Below are 15,038 nucleotides of genomic sequence, written 5' to 3' on the forward strand. Positions count from 1 at the left end.
GTGGCGGAACACCGCCGGTCCGCTATTGTTCGTTCATCGCCTTGGGAATGGCGTTCTCGTACAGCTTCCGGGCATCCTCGATGAGGCCGAACGGCTCGTCGTCCACCACCAGTTTGCCCTTGGTCACGTGCCCTAGGAGGATGAAGGGCACACGGCTGGCGCGCATCATGTCCAGGAAGGCGTTCTCCTGCTCCTCGTTCACGGCCACGGCCACGCGCCCCTGGCCTTCGCCGAAGAGGAACGCGTCCGGGCGCACCTCGCTGTCGGTGACGATGTCGAACCCCAGCCCGTTCACCAGGCCCATTTCCACGAGGGTGGTCCAGAGGCCGCCATCGCTGACGTCGTGGGCCGCGGTGATGACGCTGGAGCGGATGAGCATGAGCAACATGGTGTGCAGGCGGCCCTCCTCCTCCAGGTCGAAGTAGGGCGCGGGCGACCGGCGGATGCCGTGATGGCGGACGAGGTACTCGCTGCAAGCGATGTCGTCCGTGGAGCGGCCCAGCAGGTAGATGAGCTCGCCCTTGCTGCGGAAGCCCAGCCCCATGCGTTTGATGGCGTCGTTGAGCACGCCGACCATGCCGATGGTGGGCGTGGGGAAGACCGGCACGGTGGAATCGGCGCTGACGGTCTGGTTGTAGAAGCTGACGTTGCCTCCGGTGACCGGGGTGCCCAGGGCGCGGCAGGCCTCACCCATGCCGGCGATGGCCTCGCTGAACTGCCAGTACACCTCGGGGTCGTACGGGTTGCCGAAGTTCAGGCAGTTGGTGACCCCGCAGGGATCGCCGCCGCTGCAGGCGATGTTGCGGGCGGCCTCGCACACGGCGATCATGGTGCCCTTGCGGGGGTCGGCATGCACGTAGCGGCCGTTGCAGTCCACGGTGACGGCGAGGGCCTTGCCGGTGTCGCGCAGGAGCACGAGCCCCGCATCGCTGGGCGCGTTGGTGCTCATGTTGTTGGTGCGCACCATGCTGTCGTACTGCTCGTACACCCACCGCTTGCTGGCGATGTTGGGGCTGGCGAGGAGGTCGTAGGCCACGGCGCGCAGATCATCCGGCTCGGGGACGTCCACCGCGCGGAAGCGCTGGTTCTCGGCGAAGTAGGCCGGTTCCTTCACGGCCCGTTCATAGACCGGGGCGCCACCGCCCAGCACGAGGCTGTCCGCAGGCACCTCGGCCACCAAGCGGTCGTGCATGAAGTAGCGCAGCATGCCGCCATCGGTCACCGTTCCGATGGCCACGCAGTTGAGGTCCCACTTGTCGAAGATGGCCTTCACCTCGGCCTCGCGGCCCTTCTTCACCACCACGAGCATGCGCTCCTGGCTCTCGCTGAGCAGGATCTCCCAGGCGTGCATGCCGGCCTGCCGGGTGGGCACGCGGTCCAGGTGGATGTCCATGCCCGCCCCGCCCTTGGCGCTCATCTCGCTGGTGCTGCAGGTGATGCCGGCGGCGCCCATGTCCTGCATGCCGATGATGGCATCGGTCTGCGCAAGCTCGAGCGAGGCCTCCAGCAGCAGCTTCTCCATGAAGGGGTCGCCCACCTGCACGGCGGGCAGGTCGTCCATGCTGGTGTCGGTGATGTCCTTGCTGGCGAAGCTGGCGCCATGGATGCCGTCCTTGCCGGTGGCGCTGCCCACGATGAACACGGGATTGCCGGCACCGTGGCTGGTGGCGCTGATGACGCGATCCGTGCGCACGATGCCCACGCTCATGGCGTTCACCAGCGGGTTGCCGGTGTAGCAGGGATCGAAGTACACCTCGCCCCCGAGCACGGGCACGCCGAAGGCATTGCCGTAGTCGCCGATGCCCTTCACCACGCCGCGCATGTGCCAGCGGCTGCGGGCCTCGGCGGTGATGTCGCCGAAGCGCAGGCTGTTGAGCTGCGCGATGGGGCGGGCCCCCATGGTGAAGATGTCGCGGTTGATGCCGCCCACGCCGGTGGCCGCCCCTTGGTAGGGCTCGATGGCGCTGGGGTGGTTGTGGCTCTCGATCTTGAACGCACAGGCCCAGCCATCGCCGATGTCGACCAGGCCGGCGTTCTCCTGGCCGGCCTCGGCCAGCAGCTTGGGCCCGGTGCGCGGCAGGGTCTTCAGCAGGCGGATGGAGTTCTTGTAGGAGCAGTGCTCGCTCCACATGGCGCTGTAGACGCTCAGTTCGGTGAAGTTGGGCGTACGGCCCAGGATCCCCTGGATCCGGTCATACTCCTCGGGCAGCAGCCCGAGCTTGCGGGCGGTCTCCACCCCGGCCGGGGCGGTATCGGGGTCGAGCGTGGTGGTGGCCATGAGCGGAGGCCAAAGGTAACGGCCGGCACTCAGCGACCCGTCCCGCGGACATCCCCCAGCGCCCTGCCCGCGTCTACCTTGTGCCGCCCATGTCAGGTCTGCTGCTCGCCACGGCATACACCGCGCTGCTGCTCTTCGCCGCCCGCCGGATGGCGCTGTTCCGCAGGGTGCCGGGCATCAGCGGGCACGGGCTTGTAGCCTTGTTCGGGATGAAGCTCTTGGCCGGCGCGGCCCTGTGGGCGGTGTACACGCACGTCTATCCCGATCGCCACACGGCCGACATCTTCAAGTACTTCGACGACAGTGCGGTGATGCACGCGGCGCTGTGGGAGCGGCCGCTGGACTTCGTGCGGATGCTGACGGGCGTGGGCAACGATTCGCCCTACTTCACCGAGCGGTACTACCTGGTGATGAACAACTGGGTGCGGCAGTACGAGAACAACGTGTACAACGATTCGCACACGATGATCCGGCTGAACGCGGTGCTGCGGATCCTCAGTGCGGGCCATTACGCGGTGCACACGGTGTTCGCCTGCGCGTTCAGCATGGTGGGCCTGGTGGCCCTGCACCGCGCCCTGGACCCCTGGGCCCAAAGCCTGGAGCGCGGCCTGGCGGGAGCGGTGTTCCTGTGGCCCAGCGTGCTGTTCTGGCCGAGCGCACCGTTGAAGGAGAGCCTGCTGATGTTGGGGCTCGGCCTTTTCCTGCTGGGTGTGCTGCACCCCTCCGGGCGATCGCGCGGCCCGGTGGTCCTGGCCGCTCTGATCGGACTGGCCGTGATGCTGGTGGTGAAGTTCTATGTGCTGTTCTGCCTGGTGCCGGGTGTGCTGGCCCTGCTGCTGCAGCGCTGGCGGGGCGGCGGCATCCTGCGCTACGCCATCGCCACCCACCTGGGCGCGTTGATCCTCGTGATGGTCTCCGGCACCTTGTTCCCGGGCTACGATGTGCTGGAGCTCTTCCGCGTGAAACAGAAGGACTTCATCGGCATGGCGATGGGCGTGGGCAGCGGCAGCCTGGTGGAGATGCCGCTGCTCGGCGAAGGCGTGTGGGGCTTCGTGCGCAACGCCCCGCACGCGCTGTATATGACCTTCCTGTCGCCGTTCGAGGCGGCCGACCGCGGCGCCGTGGGCCTGGCGGGTGCGCTGGAGAACGCGGTCGTGCTGCTGCTGCCCCTGCTGGCGCTGTGGTGGCGCAAGCCCTGGCAGCAGGTGGACCAGGCCGCCCTGCTCTTCACCTGCTCCTTCGTGCTGCTGCTCGCCCTGGTGATCGGCTGGACGGTGCCCGTGGTGGGCGCCCTGGTGCGTTATCGCGTGCCCCTGCTCCCCTTCGTGGGCCTGCTCGCCCTGCTGCTGGTGGATGCCCGGCGGCTGCCGACCTTCGTGGTCCGCCTGCTCCGCGCCCCATGAAGACCATCGTGCATCGCATCGCCGCAGCCTCGCGTGCGGCCCTTCTGCTTCCCCTGCTCCCGCTCACCGGCTGTTACCAGCATGTGGACGCGGACCTGGTGGTGCACAACGCGGTGATCCACAGCATGGACGAGGCAGGCACGGTGCACCAGGCCATGGCCGTGAAGGATGGACGCATCCTGGAGCTGGGTCCCGAACGCGAGATCCTGAACCGGTACGACGCCAAGGAGCGCTACGATGCAGCGGGCCGCTCGGTGTACCCCGGCTTCATCGATGGCCACTGCCACTTCCTGGGCTACGGCCTCAACAAGCAGAAGGTGGACCTCACCGGGTCCCGGAGCTGGTCGGAGGTGTTGGAGCGCACCGCCGCCTTCGCGCGCACGCACCCCGGGCAGGGCTGGCTGCTGGGGCGGGGCTGGGACCAGAACGATTGGCCGCAGGCCGGTTGGCCGGACAACACCGCGCTGGACTCGCTCTTCCCCGACCGGCCCGTGCTGCTGCAGCGGGTGGACGGTCATGCGGCCGTGGTGAACACCGCCGCCATGCGGGCCGTGGGGCTCGACGTGGAGGCCGAGGTGGAAGGCGGCCTGATGATGAAGCGCGACGGCCGGCCCACGGGCCTCCTGGTGGACAACGCGGTGAACGTGTTCCAGAAGATCTTCGATGACGCGGACGAGGCCACCAAGCGACAGGCCCTGCTGGACGCGCAGGCCGACTGCTTGGCCGCGGGGCTCACGATGGTGGTGGACGCGGGGCTGGACACCAACACCATCGCCCTCATCCGCCGCCTGCAGGGCGAGGGCGTGCTGAAGATCAGGGTGTACGCCATGGTGTCCGATGCCCCGGGCCACCTGGACCACTTCGCACGGCACGGACGCATCGACGACGAGCGGCTGAAGGTGAACAGCGTGAAGGTTTACGCGGACGGGGCCCTCGGCTCGCGCGGTGCGCTGCTGAAGGCCCCGTACCACGACCATCCCGGACACCATGGACTGCAACTGGCCACGCGCGAGCACTTCGCGGAGGTGGCGGCGTGGTGCAAGGCCCACGACTTCCAGATGAACACGCACTGCATCGGCGACAGCGCCAACAGGCTGCTGCTGGAGGTCTATGGCGAAGTGCTCGGGGGCACCAACGACCGGCGCTGGCGGATCGAGCATGCGCAGGTGGTGTCGCCGCAGGACCGGCCGCTCTTCGCGCGGTACAGCATCGTGCCGAGCGTACAACCCACCCACGCCACCAGTGACGGACCCTGGGCGGAGCAGCGGCTGGGGCCGGACCGCATCGCGCATGCCTATGCCTACGAGGACCTGCGCCGCACCATGGGCGTGGCGGCCCTGGGCACCGACTTCCCGGTGGAAGGCATCGATCCGCTGCAGACCTACCGCAGTGCGGTGCTGCGCCAGGCCGCTGATGGCTGGCCGGAGGGCGGGTACCTGCCGGGGAACGCCCTGAAGCCGATGGACGCCCTGCGCGGCATCACCATCTGGAACGCGCTGGCGACCTTCACGGAGGAGGAGCTGGGCAGCCTGGAGCCCGGCAAGCGGGCGGACCTCACCGTGGTGGACCGCGACCTGGCGAAGGCCGATGCGGAAGGCCTGCGCAAGGCGCGCGTCGTGGCCACCTTCGTGAACGGCGAGCGCCTGCATTGACGGTACCTTCGGCAGCGATGACCACCGGCGCCTTCGTGCTCTCGCTCGACTTCGAGCTGTACTGGGGCATGCGCGACCGGCGTACCCTGGAGGCGTACGGTCCGCGGATCCTGGGCGTGCGGCAGGCACTGCCGCGGATGCTCGACGTCTTCGATGCGCACGGGGTGAAGGCCACCATCGCCACGGTGGGGCTGCTCTTCTTCCGCGACAAGGCCGGCCTGCTGGCGGCATTGCCCGATCGGCGGCCCGGCTACGCCAACACGGCCCTCTCACCCTATCACGGCCACATCGACGGCATCGGCCCGGCCGAGGAGCACGACCCCTACCACTACGGCGCCTCGCTGGTGCGCCTCATCCAGCGGCATCCGGCGCACGAGGTCGCCTGCCACACCTTCAGCCATTACTACTGCCTGGAGCAGGGCCAGACCGAGGTCGAGTTCGCCGCCGACCTGGAAGCCGCACAACGCGCGGCCGCCGCGTACGGGATCACGCTCAAGAGCTTCGTCTTCCCCCGCAACCAGTACAACGCGCGCTACCTGGGCCTGTGCCACGCCCACGGCATCACGGCCTACCGGGGCAACGAGCGCAGCTGGCTCTACCAGGCGCGCAACCGCGAGGACGAATCGCGCTTCCGCAGGGCCTTGCGGCTGCTGGACACCTGGTTGCCCTTGAGCGGACCGAACACCCACGCGTGGCCGGCGGTGCAGGAAGGCCTTCCGGTGGATGTGCCCTCGAGCCGCTTCCTGCGGCCGTGGTCAGCGCGCTATGCCCCGCTGGACGGGTTGAAGCTGCGGCGCATCACCAACGCCATGGACCACGCGGCGCAGCGCGGCGAACTGTTCCACCTCTGGTGGCATCCGCACAACTTCGGCGCCGACCTGGAGCGCAACATGGCCTTCCTGGAACGGATCCTGGACCACTACACGCACCTCCACCGGACCACCGGCCTGCGCAGCCTCACCATGGCCGAGGTGGCGCAGGAAGCGCGCGAACGCCATGGCGGCTGAACGGGTGGTGCTGTTGGCACGGGCGAGCGGGGCCACCGCCATGCTCTACCACGCCCTCGCCGCGCACCACGACGTGCAGGTGGTGCTGGAGGACCCTCCTCCACCGGTGCAGCTGCTGCGCTCGCGGGTGCGCCGCCTGGGCCTTTGGCGCGTGCTGGGCCAGGTGCTCTTCCAGCTGCTGGTGGCGCGCAGGCTGGCGCGACGTTCCTGGCATCGCGTACAGGCCATCCTTCGGTCCACCGGCACCTCCCAGGCGCCCATCCCGACGACGGTGACGCACCACGTGCCCACCGTGAACGGCCCGGACTGCCACGCCCTGCTCAAGCGCCTGGCCCCGCGCGTGGTGGTGATCAACGGCACGCGCATCCTGAAACGCGGCACGCTGAGCGCCATCGGAGCGCCCGTGCTGAATACGCACGTGGGCATCACCCCGCGCTACCGGGGCGTACACGGCGCGTATTGGGCCCTGGTGAACAACGATCGCGCGCATTGCGGCGTCACGGTGCACCTGGTGGATGAAGGGATCGATACCGGCGGGGTGCTCCACCAGGCCCTGATCGATCCCGGTCCGGAGGACGACTTCAGCACCTACCCGGTCCTGCAGATCGCCGCAGGCTGCCCGCTGATTGTGCGGGCCGTGCGCGAAGCCCTGGACGGCAGGCTGCTGGTGGTGCCGGGCACGCCGGACAGCGCGCGCTGGTACCACCCCACGCTCTGGGAGTACCTGCGGCATCGGCGTCGGATCGGCGTGCGGTGAACGCGCTTGTTCATCGATCGGGATGCCGGACCTGTCGAAGTGATCGCTCGCCGATCAAACCCTGGTGTTAACTCGGCGTCAATGGCACGTTACGGTCATCCGAACGCCGTGCGCACATCCCCACACATGCTCCACCGGCCCACCACCCTGCTCCTCGCCACGCCTCTGCTGATCATGGTCAGCCTCGCACAGAACCTGCCGATGGAGCAGTACTACAGCCCGGACGGGCATCAGTTGCTGCTGGGCGGCCTTCCGAGCACCGGTCTGTACGAGAAGGCGGCCATCCGCACCCTGGACCTCCAATTCACGCAGCCCAACTATTGGCAGCAGCTACAGCAGAACTACCAGGGACAGACGGACATCGCGGCCACGCTGTCGGTGGACGGTACGGTGTATGACAGCGTGGGCGTGCGCTTCAAGGGGCAGACCAGCTACATGATGCTGCCGCCGGGTGCTCAGAAGATGTCCTTCAACGTGACGCTGGACCACGTCGACGCGGGCCAGGACCTGATGGGCTACCAGACGCTGAACCTGAACAACGCCTTCCAGGACGCGTCGTTCCTGCGCGAGGTGGTGTTCCTGGACCTGATCCGCGACCACGTGCCCGCAGCGAAGGCCAACTATGTGCACCTCAACATCAACGGGGCCAGCTGGGGGCTATACCCGAACGTGCAGCAGCTCAACAAGGACTTCATCAGCGAGTGGTTCCGGAGCAACGACGGGCATCGCTGGCGGGCCGACCGGCCCGATGGACAGATGGGCGGTGGTGGTGGTGGTCAATGGGGCGATGGCACGGCCGCCTTGAACGACCTGGGGCCCGACACGGCCGATTACCAGGTGTACTACACACTGAAGGGCACGGACCTCACGAGCGATCCGTGGGAGGCCTTGGTGCTGACCTGTCAGAAGGTGGACGGGCTTCCGCAGGCACAGTTGTTCGACAGCCTGCCGAAGTACCTGGACCTCGACCGCACGCTGTGGTTCCTGGCCTCGGAGATCGCGTTCAGCGACGACGACAGTTACGTGCACAAGGGCAAGATGGATTACTACCTCTACTGGGAGCCCCTCACGGGTCGCATGGTGCCGCACGAGTTCGATGGCAACAGCGTGATGAAGAACAATGCGGTCAACTGGAGCCCCTTCTACCACGAGACCGACGCGAACTATCCGCTGCTGAACCGGCTGCTCGCCGTGCCCGAGTGGCGGCAGCGTTATCTGGCCCACCTGCGCACGCTCATCGGGGAGAAGATGCAGAGCGCTCCCTTCAACGCCTTGGTGGACGGCTACGTGTCGCTGATCGATGCGGAAGTGCAGGCCGACCCCAAGAAGCTGTACACCTACGCCAACTTCCTCACCGAGGTGAACGCCTTGAAGAGCTACATCACCAGCCGGCGCAACACGTTGATGGCGAACAGTGAGGTGGCGCAACCCGCACCGGCGATCCCCTCCGTGGAGCACGTGGTGGCGGGCACGGCCTGGCAGGCGCCACTGCCCACCGAAAGCCCCGTGGTGCGGGCGACGGTCACCAGCGGCAATGGGATCTTTGCCGTGCGGCTCTACCACGGCACGGGCATCGACGGCACCTTCACGCGGATGGCGATGTTCGACGACGGCCTGCATGACGACGGCGCGGCCGGCGATGGCGTATACGCCGCCACCCTCCCGCCCTACGCGCCCAACACCGTGCTGCGCTACTACGTGGAGGCCGTGGCCAACAACCCCGCCCGCACCGTGGTGTACGCACCGCCCGGTGCCGAGCATGATGTGTACACCTACACCGTGCAGGCTCAAACGGCGGTGATGCCCGTGGTGATCAACGAACTGATGAGCAGCAATGCGAGCACGGTGGCGGACAACGCCGGAGAGTACGAGGACTGGATCGAGCTGTTCAACGGCAGCGCGGCGGACATCGACCTCAGCGGCGGGTTCCTCACGGATGACGGCGCCGACCTCTTCAAGTGGACGATCCCGCCAGGCTCCATCGTGCCGGCCGGGGGCTACCTCACCTTCTGGGCGGACGAGGACCAGGTGCAGGGCGACGGCCACACCAACTTCAAGCTCAGCGCCGGCGGCGAGGAGCTGTGGCTGGTGAACGCGGACAGCGCGGTGGTGGACCATGTGGTGTTCGGTGCGATCGCCACGGACATGGGCTATGCGCGGGTGCCGAACGGAAGCGGTCCCTTCGTGGAGCAGGCGCCCACCTTCGCCGCCAACAACGACCTGGCTTCCTCCGTGCATGGAACCGCTGCGGGCACGGCGTTCGAGGCCTACCCCAACCCGACCGCCGGCGCCTTGACCGTACGCTGCGCCGCGCCGACCGACCTGGAGCTGCTCGATGCCACCGGACGTCTCCTATGGAGCGGCCAGGTGAGCGGCACGGCCGACCTTGATCTCCGCTTCAGGGAGAACGGCCAATACCTCCTGCGCTCCACCACCGGTGTGGCGCTGCGGGTGATGGTGCTGCGTTAGCCGAGGGCCTCCAGTGTGCGCCGGATCTGCAGGAAATGCCGGTCCTGGTGCGCGATGGGGAAGCGGAAGGCGTCGCCGACCTTGAAGCGCAGGATGGGGCCCAGGGTGCTGGTGATGCGCTCTCCCTCGATCCCCCGGGTGCGGGCGCGTTCGAGCAGCCCGTGCAGGCCATGGCGCATGTCGGCACAGCGATCGATCGCCGTAAGCCCTTGGGTGCGGGCCGTCCGCGGCTCGAAGGCGAATAGGGTGCGCATGCGCCAGCCGATGCGGCCGTCGGCTCCGGGCTGCATGGCCGTGGTGGCCAGCTGGCCCCAGCGACCCGGCGTGAAGCTGGGCGCGAAGCGCAGGCCATTGTGCGCTTGGGCATAGCAGGCATCGAGGCGGCGGTGGTAGACGCTGCTGCTGAGGTTCATGTGCTCCACCACCTCCAGCGCGCTCCACCGCTTGGGGTCGGGGCGGCGGGTGAGCGTGGTCAGTGGCAGGGTTCGCAGGGTCTCAAGCTGCGCGAGCTGATCGCGGAGGCGTTCCTGCAGGTGGTCGATGAGGGCGAGGGTGTTCAGGGCGTCCATCGGGTCAAAGCTCCCGCCCGATGCACGGGCCGGCGCTTGATGTGGATCAAGAACCCTCAACGCACGCGGGCCCGCAGACGGCTGAACGTCTCTGGGGTCATGCGCAGGTAGCTGGCGATGTCCTTTTGGGCGACCAACTGCAAGAGGTGCGGGCTGCGTCCCATCAGGTTGCGGTATCGCGCCTCCGCATTGAGGGTGAGCTGTTCGATCTCGCGCGTGGCACGCCCGATCAGCAGCTCTTCGAGGATGAGCCGACCCCAACGGTCCATCGCGGGCACGGTATCGTACAGGCCGTAGAGGGCCTCGTGCCGGATGGACCACAGGCGGCTATCGGTGACGGCCTGCACGGCGAAGCGACTGGGCGTGCGGGTGACGAAGGAGTCGTACACCCCGCTCCAGCTGCCGTCGTAAGCGAAGCCCACGCACACCTCCGATCCATCGTGTTCGACGAAGAGCCGCTGCACCCCCAGCTCCACGATGCTGAACCAGGGTTCCACCTCGCCGGTGCGGGTGATGAAGGCGCCCTTGGCGAAGTCGCGCGGCAGCCAGTGCGGTGCGACCACGGTCCATTCGGCGTCGGTGAGCTTCACGTACCTCTCGATGCTGCGGCGAACGAGGGACATGCGACAAAGATGCGGGTGCGAGGCCGTGGGCCAGAGGCCACCAGCCACAGGCCGCAAGCCACAAGCCGCTCACCTCGAGCCACAGCCCACGAGCTGGAGGCTGGAGGCTTCAGACAAGCGTCAGCGCGCATCTGTGTTCATCGGCGTTCATCCCGCAGGGGCGGGACAGGTCCTGTGGTTCATGGCATTCGGCTGGAGGCTGGAGGCTGGCGGCTGGAGGCCTGTGGCTGGTGGCTTCATACAAGCGTCAGCGCGCATCTGTGTTCATCGGCGTTCATCCCGCAGGGGCGGGACAGGGCCTGTGGTCCGTGGCATTCGGCTGGAGGGCTTCGGCCGAACGCGCAGGTGGAGCGGTGCGAGGGCACGACCGAAGCTCACGCAGAGGGGCAGAGGGCGCGGAGGCCGGAAGCTTCAGACAAGCGTCAGCGCGCATCTGTGTTCATCGGCGTTCATCCCGCAGGGGCGGGACAGGTCCTGTGGTCCGTGGCATTCGGCTGGAGGCTGGAGGCTGGCGGCTGGAGGCCTGTGGCTGGTGGCTTCATACAAGCGTCAGCGCGTATCTGTGTTCATCGGCGTTCATCCCGCAGGGGCGGGACAGGTCCTGTGGTTCGTGGCATTCGGCTGGAGGCCTTCGGCCGAACGCGCAGGTGGAGCGGTGCGAGGGTGCAAGAGTGCCGGGATGAAGGCCGGCGCGATAAACTTGTGCGATGGGACAACGGGGCAAGGCGACGCCGGAGACCTGCACGCTGGTGCGGATCCTCGGCGAATCGGTGCGGCCGGGTGAGCGGCGCACGCTGGACCTGCAGGTGGCGCGGCTGTACACCCGCACGCCGGTGGAGATCCCTGTGGTGGTGCAGCGCGGTCCGCAGGAAGGCCCGGTGCTGCTGCTGCTGGCGGGCGTGCATGGCGACGAGATCAACGGGATCGAAGCGGTGCGCCTGGTGATGGACGAGCTGAAGGTGCGGCCGCTGGAGCGGGGCACCCTCATCGCCATCCCCATCCTGAACGTGTTCGGCTTCCTGGCCATGAAGCGGGAGCTGCCGGACGGGCGCGACCTCAACCGCTTCTTTCCCGGCTCGGCGAACGGTTCACTGGCCAGCCGGCTCGCGCATGCCCTCGTGACCGAGGTGCTGCCGGCGGTGGATGCGACGATCGATCTGCACAGTGGCGCCGACCAGCGGCACAACCATCCCCACCTGCGCTACACCGAGGGTGACGAGCGGTCCCTGGTGCTGGCGCACGCCTTCGATCCGCCGCTGCTGCTGAAGGCGGCCATCCGCCCCAAGAGCATCCGGGAGCACCTGGTGAAGCAGCACAAGGCCTATGTGCTGTTCGAGGGTGGCAAGGCGCGCAGCCTGGACGAGGACGCGGTGCGGGTGGCGCTGCGCGGCATCACCCGGATCATGGAGCATCTCGGGTTGTGGACAGGTCCCAGCGACCTGGCGCGCGGTCCGGTGCATCTCTCGCAGAGCAAATGGGTGCGCGCCCCGATGGCCGGCATCTTCCACCCCACCGCGGAGAACGGCTCGCACGTGGCGCGCGGCATGGTGCTGGGCTTCATCACCGACCCGTACGGCGAGCAGGTGCGGCATGTGAAGAGCCCGATCGAGGGCTACATCCTGTGCGTGAACACCAGCCCGGTGGTGAACCACGGCGATGCCCTGATGCACATCGCCTACGACGGCACGCCGTGATCAGCGCACGCTGACACGCAGGACCTGCGCATCAGGCCCGGACCCGATGCGCACCGCGTACAGGCCCGGTGCCCAGTCCCGAACGTCGAAACGGACCAGCTGATCCGTGGTACGCAGGGCGGTGATCACCCGTCCAGCAACGTCCAGCACATCCACGGCCAACGGTGAGGACGCGAAGGGAAGAGACACCCACAGTTCCTCATGGGCCGGCACCGGCCACGCGCGGGCCGCAGTGGCGTCATCGGTGGATGCGATCGCCGTCCACAGCACGAAGAGCGGATCGCTGGTGGCCGTGCAGCCCTCGGCATCGGCGATGCTCACTGCGTAGGTTCCGGTGACCAGGACGTCATAGGTCTGCTGATCCGCACCGGGGATGGGCTGGCCGTCCAGCCACCATTGGTAGGCGGCCGCGGGCGAGCTCTCCAGCGTGTTGCCCAACTGGCTGATGGTGGGCGCTGCCACGGGGGGCAGGACGGAGAACACGAGCGGGTCGGAAGTGCCGAAGCACCCGGCGCTGTTGAAGCCCTCCACGGTGTAGCTGCCGGCGGTGCTCTGGAAGAAGGGCGCGTTCTGCAGGCCGCTGCTCCAGGTGTAGTCCACCAGATCGGCCGGAGCGTTCACCAGCACGCTGTCACCGGCGCAGATGGTGGTGTCCACCGCGAAGGTCATGTCCGGGCCTGCGGCCAGCAGGGCGGCGAAGGCATCCAGTTTGCCGTGGCCATAGAGCGTGTTGGGCGTGGTGCCGGTGAAGGCGTCGGCACGCGCAGAGTTGATGAGGGCCTCCTTCACATCGCTCCACGTGGCGGTGGGGCAGCGTTCAAAGAGCAGGGCCACGGTACCGGTGACCACGGGTGACGCGATGGACGTTCCACCGCCGCGGATATGGTAACCGCCGACATCCACCTTAAAGGGCTGGTTGGCGATGAGGAACTGCACCCACGACAGCGGGGCGGAGCTCAGGGTGATGTCGCCGGTGGACGCGAGGTCGGGCTTCAGGCGGCCATCGCGCGTGGGGCCGTTGCTGCTGCTGGGGCTGATCTCGCCCTCGGTGCCGGGGAAGGTCTGGAAGGTGTTGGTGTAGTCGGTATAGGCCAGCTCGTTCTGGTAGTTGGCCACGGTGATCACCTTGTCGCTGCACGCCCAGGCGTCCACGGTGCGCATCCCGGTGTCGGGATAGCGGTAGAGCGGGTCGTTCTGCCCGTTCACCGGGGAGAGGTCGAACACGATGCGCGAGGTGCCCAGTTCGTTGGCGCTCCACACGTGAAAGCGCCCCTGGCCGGTGGTGCTGAAGCGCCAGCGGTACTCCGCGGAATCGGGCTCGGGGATGAGCACGTCCACGCGCACCTGACCGCCGCGCAGTTCCGCGAAGTACTCCACATGGCCCAGGCGGTTGCCCAGGTCGGAGTACAGCGTGTCGGTGACCACCTGGCCCAGCATGTCCTGCACGCTGTGCCAGGGTCCCCGGCTGCGGGCGAGGTGGTAGCCGGTGTGCCACTGATCGGCGCCCACCGAGAAGCTGACATCGTTGAGGTCGGCGGTGTCGGCCCAGAGCTCGAAGTAGGCGGCCGGCACCCCGAAGCCGCTGGTGTAGTTGGTGAGGAACCACGTGTAGGCCGTGTCCGCCGTCACCGGGTAGCTGAGGTGATAGTCGGGCAGAGTGCGGCTGTTGCCGGCGGCACAGACCATGGCACGGCCGGGCGCGGCATCGAGCAGGCCGTCCACGATCAGCGAAGCGGCGTCGAGGCCATCGTGGCTTCCGAAGTAGGTGCCCAGGCTGGCGTTGATCACCGCGGGCCGGCCGAGGGCGGCGGCGTGGTCGAAGATGTACTGGACGGCATCGGCCACCGCGGCCCTCCAGTTGGGGCGGTTGAAGTCGCTGCTGACGATGATAAGGTCCGCGTCAGGGGCCACGCCCATGTGCCGGCCGTTGGCGCGCCCGTTCCCCGCTGCGGTACCGGCCACCGTGGTGCCGTGTCCGTAGAAGAAGAACTGATCCTCCGCCGGGCACTGCCCCGCGTTGATGGCCGCGCTGTCGTAGGCCTGTCCATAGCCATACGGCAGCGGCGCCAGTGCGAGCGAATCGTTCAGCGTCTGGTCCCAGTAGTGCAACACGCGGGTGCGGCCCAGGCTGTCCAGGAAGTCGGGGTGCAGCAGGTCGAGGCCGCTGTCGATGATGCCGATGATGGAGCCCGCGCCGGTGTATCCCTGGAGCAGCGGAGGCAGCCCGGCATGCACCTCGTTCACCCGGTTCTTCACGCGCATGCTATCGTTCAGGGTGTGGCCGCGGTCGAGGCTGAACTCGATGCCGCGCAGCGCCTCATGGCGGGCCAGGGTGCGCACGCGGTCCACGGGCACGGTGACGCTGAGCACGTCGCGGGTGACGGACTTCACACGGCCGCCCAGCTCGAGCACGGCGACGGCCAGGGTCGCTGCATCGCCGCGCAGCAGCAGGTCCACTTCAGCGCCGGGGCGATGAGGCTGACGCAGGTGGTGCTCCAACTGAAGGCCGAAGGGCTGGGGACGCTGGGCGGACGCCGCCATGGCGAGGACCGCGGAGAGAAGCAGGACGAACGGAAAGCGCATGCA

At 67.9% G+C, this 15,038-nt stretch carries 10 protein-coding genes; 6 read left to right on the plus strand and 4 right to left on the minus strand.

The genetic code is table 11. From position 1 onward, the window contains the following. Positions 1–22: 22 nt before the first annotated feature. A complete protein-coding gene (purL, locus tag IPJ87_09710; protein ID MBK7942128.1) occupies positions 23–2,278 on the minus strand; it encodes a phosphoribosylformylglycinamidine synthase subunit PurL in 2,256 nt (751 codons plus the stop codon). An 89-nt stretch (positions 2,279–2,367) separates the two neighbouring features. On the opposite strand from purL, the gene IPJ87_09715 reads away from it, so the two are divergent. The 5 genes from IPJ87_09715 (at position 2,368) to IPJ87_09735 (ending at position 9,566) form a co-directional block, all read left to right on the plus strand. Next, positions 2,368–3,681 (plus strand): hypothetical protein, encoded by a 1,314-nt coding sequence (locus IPJ87_09715; GenBank protein MBK7942129.1) that lies wholly within the window; start codon positions 2,368–2,370, stop codon positions 3,679–3,681. Next, positions 3,678–5,333 (plus strand): amidohydrolase, encoded by a 1,656-nt coding sequence (locus tag IPJ87_09720; GenBank protein MBK7942130.1) that lies wholly within the window; start codon positions 3,678–3,680, stop codon positions 5,331–5,333. Before IPJ87_09715 ends, IPJ87_09720 begins: the two co-directional genes overlap by 4 nt. A gap of 17 nt (positions 5,334–5,350) precedes the next feature. Further along, positions 5,351–6,340, plus strand: a complete 990-nt coding sequence (locus IPJ87_09725) for a polysaccharide deacetylase family protein (GenBank protein MBK7942131.1) — start codon at positions 5,351–5,353, stop codon at positions 6,338–6,340. Beyond that, positions 6,330–7,097: a formyl transferase gene (locus IPJ87_09730; GenBank protein ID MBK7942132.1), complete on the plus strand. Its 768-nt coding sequence runs from the start codon at positions 6,330–6,332 to the stop codon at positions 7,095–7,097. Before IPJ87_09725 ends, IPJ87_09730 begins: the two co-directional genes overlap by 11 nt. 126 nt (positions 7,098–7,223) lie before the next feature. Beyond that, a complete protein-coding gene (locus IPJ87_09735) occupies positions 7,224–9,566 on the plus strand; it encodes a CotH kinase family protein (protein MBK7942133.1) in 2,343 nt (780 codons plus the stop codon). On the opposite strand, the gene IPJ87_09740 is transcribed toward IPJ87_09735, so the two are convergent. Together IPJ87_09740 and IPJ87_09745 are read right to left on the minus strand one after the other, a co-directional pair. After that, positions 9,563–10,135 (minus strand): DinB family protein, encoded by a 573-nt coding sequence (locus IPJ87_09740; protein MBK7942134.1) that lies wholly within the window; start codon positions 10,133–10,135, stop codon positions 9,563–9,565. The two genes, IPJ87_09735 and IPJ87_09740, sit on opposite strands and share 4 nt — an antisense overlap. A gap of 56 nt (positions 10,136–10,191) precedes the next feature. Continuing rightward, the gene (locus tag IPJ87_09745; GenBank protein MBK7942135.1) at positions 10,192–10,758 is read right to left on the minus strand and encodes a Crp/Fnr family transcriptional regulator; all 567 of its coding nucleotides are present in this window, start codon (positions 10,756–10,758) and stop codon (positions 10,192–10,194) included. A 707-nt stretch (positions 10,759–11,465) separates the two neighbouring features. Here IPJ87_09745 and IPJ87_09750 point away from each other — a divergent pair. After that, a complete protein-coding gene (locus IPJ87_09750; GenBank protein ID MBK7942136.1) occupies positions 11,466–12,452 on the plus strand; it encodes a succinylglutamate desuccinylase/aspartoacylase family protein in 987 nt (328 codons plus the stop codon). On the opposite strand, the gene IPJ87_09755 is transcribed toward IPJ87_09750, so the two are convergent. Beyond that, positions 12,453–15,035: a S8 family peptidase gene (locus IPJ87_09755; GenBank protein ID MBK7942137.1), complete on the minus strand. Its 2,583-nt coding sequence runs from the start codon at positions 15,033–15,035 to the stop codon at positions 12,453–12,455. Between the last annotated feature and the right edge of the window lie 3 nt (positions 15,036–15,038).

The sequence above is a fragment of the Flavobacteriales bacterium genome, from assembly GCA_016713875.1.
GTDB lineage: Bacteria > Bacteroidota > Bacteroidia > Flavobacteriales_F > PHOS-HE28 > PHOS-HE28.

Coding starts and splice junctions, on each gene's coding strand:
- purL (MBK7942128.1), bottom strand. CDS start 2,278: ATGGCCACCACCACGCTCGACCCCGATACCGCCCCGGCCGGGGTGGAG.
- IPJ87_09715 (MBK7942129.1), top strand. CDS start 2,368: ATGTCAGGTCTGCTGCTCGCCACGGCATACACCGCGCTGCTGCTCTTC.
- IPJ87_09720 (MBK7942130.1), top strand. CDS start 3,678: ATGAAGACCATCGTGCATCGCATCGCCGCAGCCTCGCGTGCGGCCCTT.
- IPJ87_09725 (MBK7942131.1), top strand. CDS start 5,351: ATGACCACCGGCGCCTTCGTGCTCTCGCTCGACTTCGAGCTGTACTGG.
- IPJ87_09730 (MBK7942132.1), top strand. CDS start 6,330: ATGGCGGCTGAACGGGTGGTGCTGTTGGCACGGGCGAGCGGGGCCACC.
- IPJ87_09735 (MBK7942133.1), top strand. CDS start 7,224: ATGCTCCACCGGCCCACCACCCTGCTCCTCGCCACGCCTCTGCTGATC.
- IPJ87_09740 (MBK7942134.1), bottom strand. CDS start 10,135: ATGGACGCCCTGAACACCCTCGCCCTCATCGACCACCTGCAGGAACGC.
- IPJ87_09745 (MBK7942135.1), bottom strand. CDS start 10,758: ATGTCCCTCGTTCGCCGCAGCATCGAGAGGTACGTGAAGCTCACCGAC.
- IPJ87_09750 (MBK7942136.1), top strand. CDS start 11,466: ATGGGACAACGGGGCAAGGCGACGCCGGAGACCTGCACGCTGGTGCGG.
- IPJ87_09755 (MBK7942137.1), bottom strand. CDS start 15,035: ATGCGCTTTCCGTTCGTCCTGCTTCTCTCCGCGGTCCTCGCCATGGCG.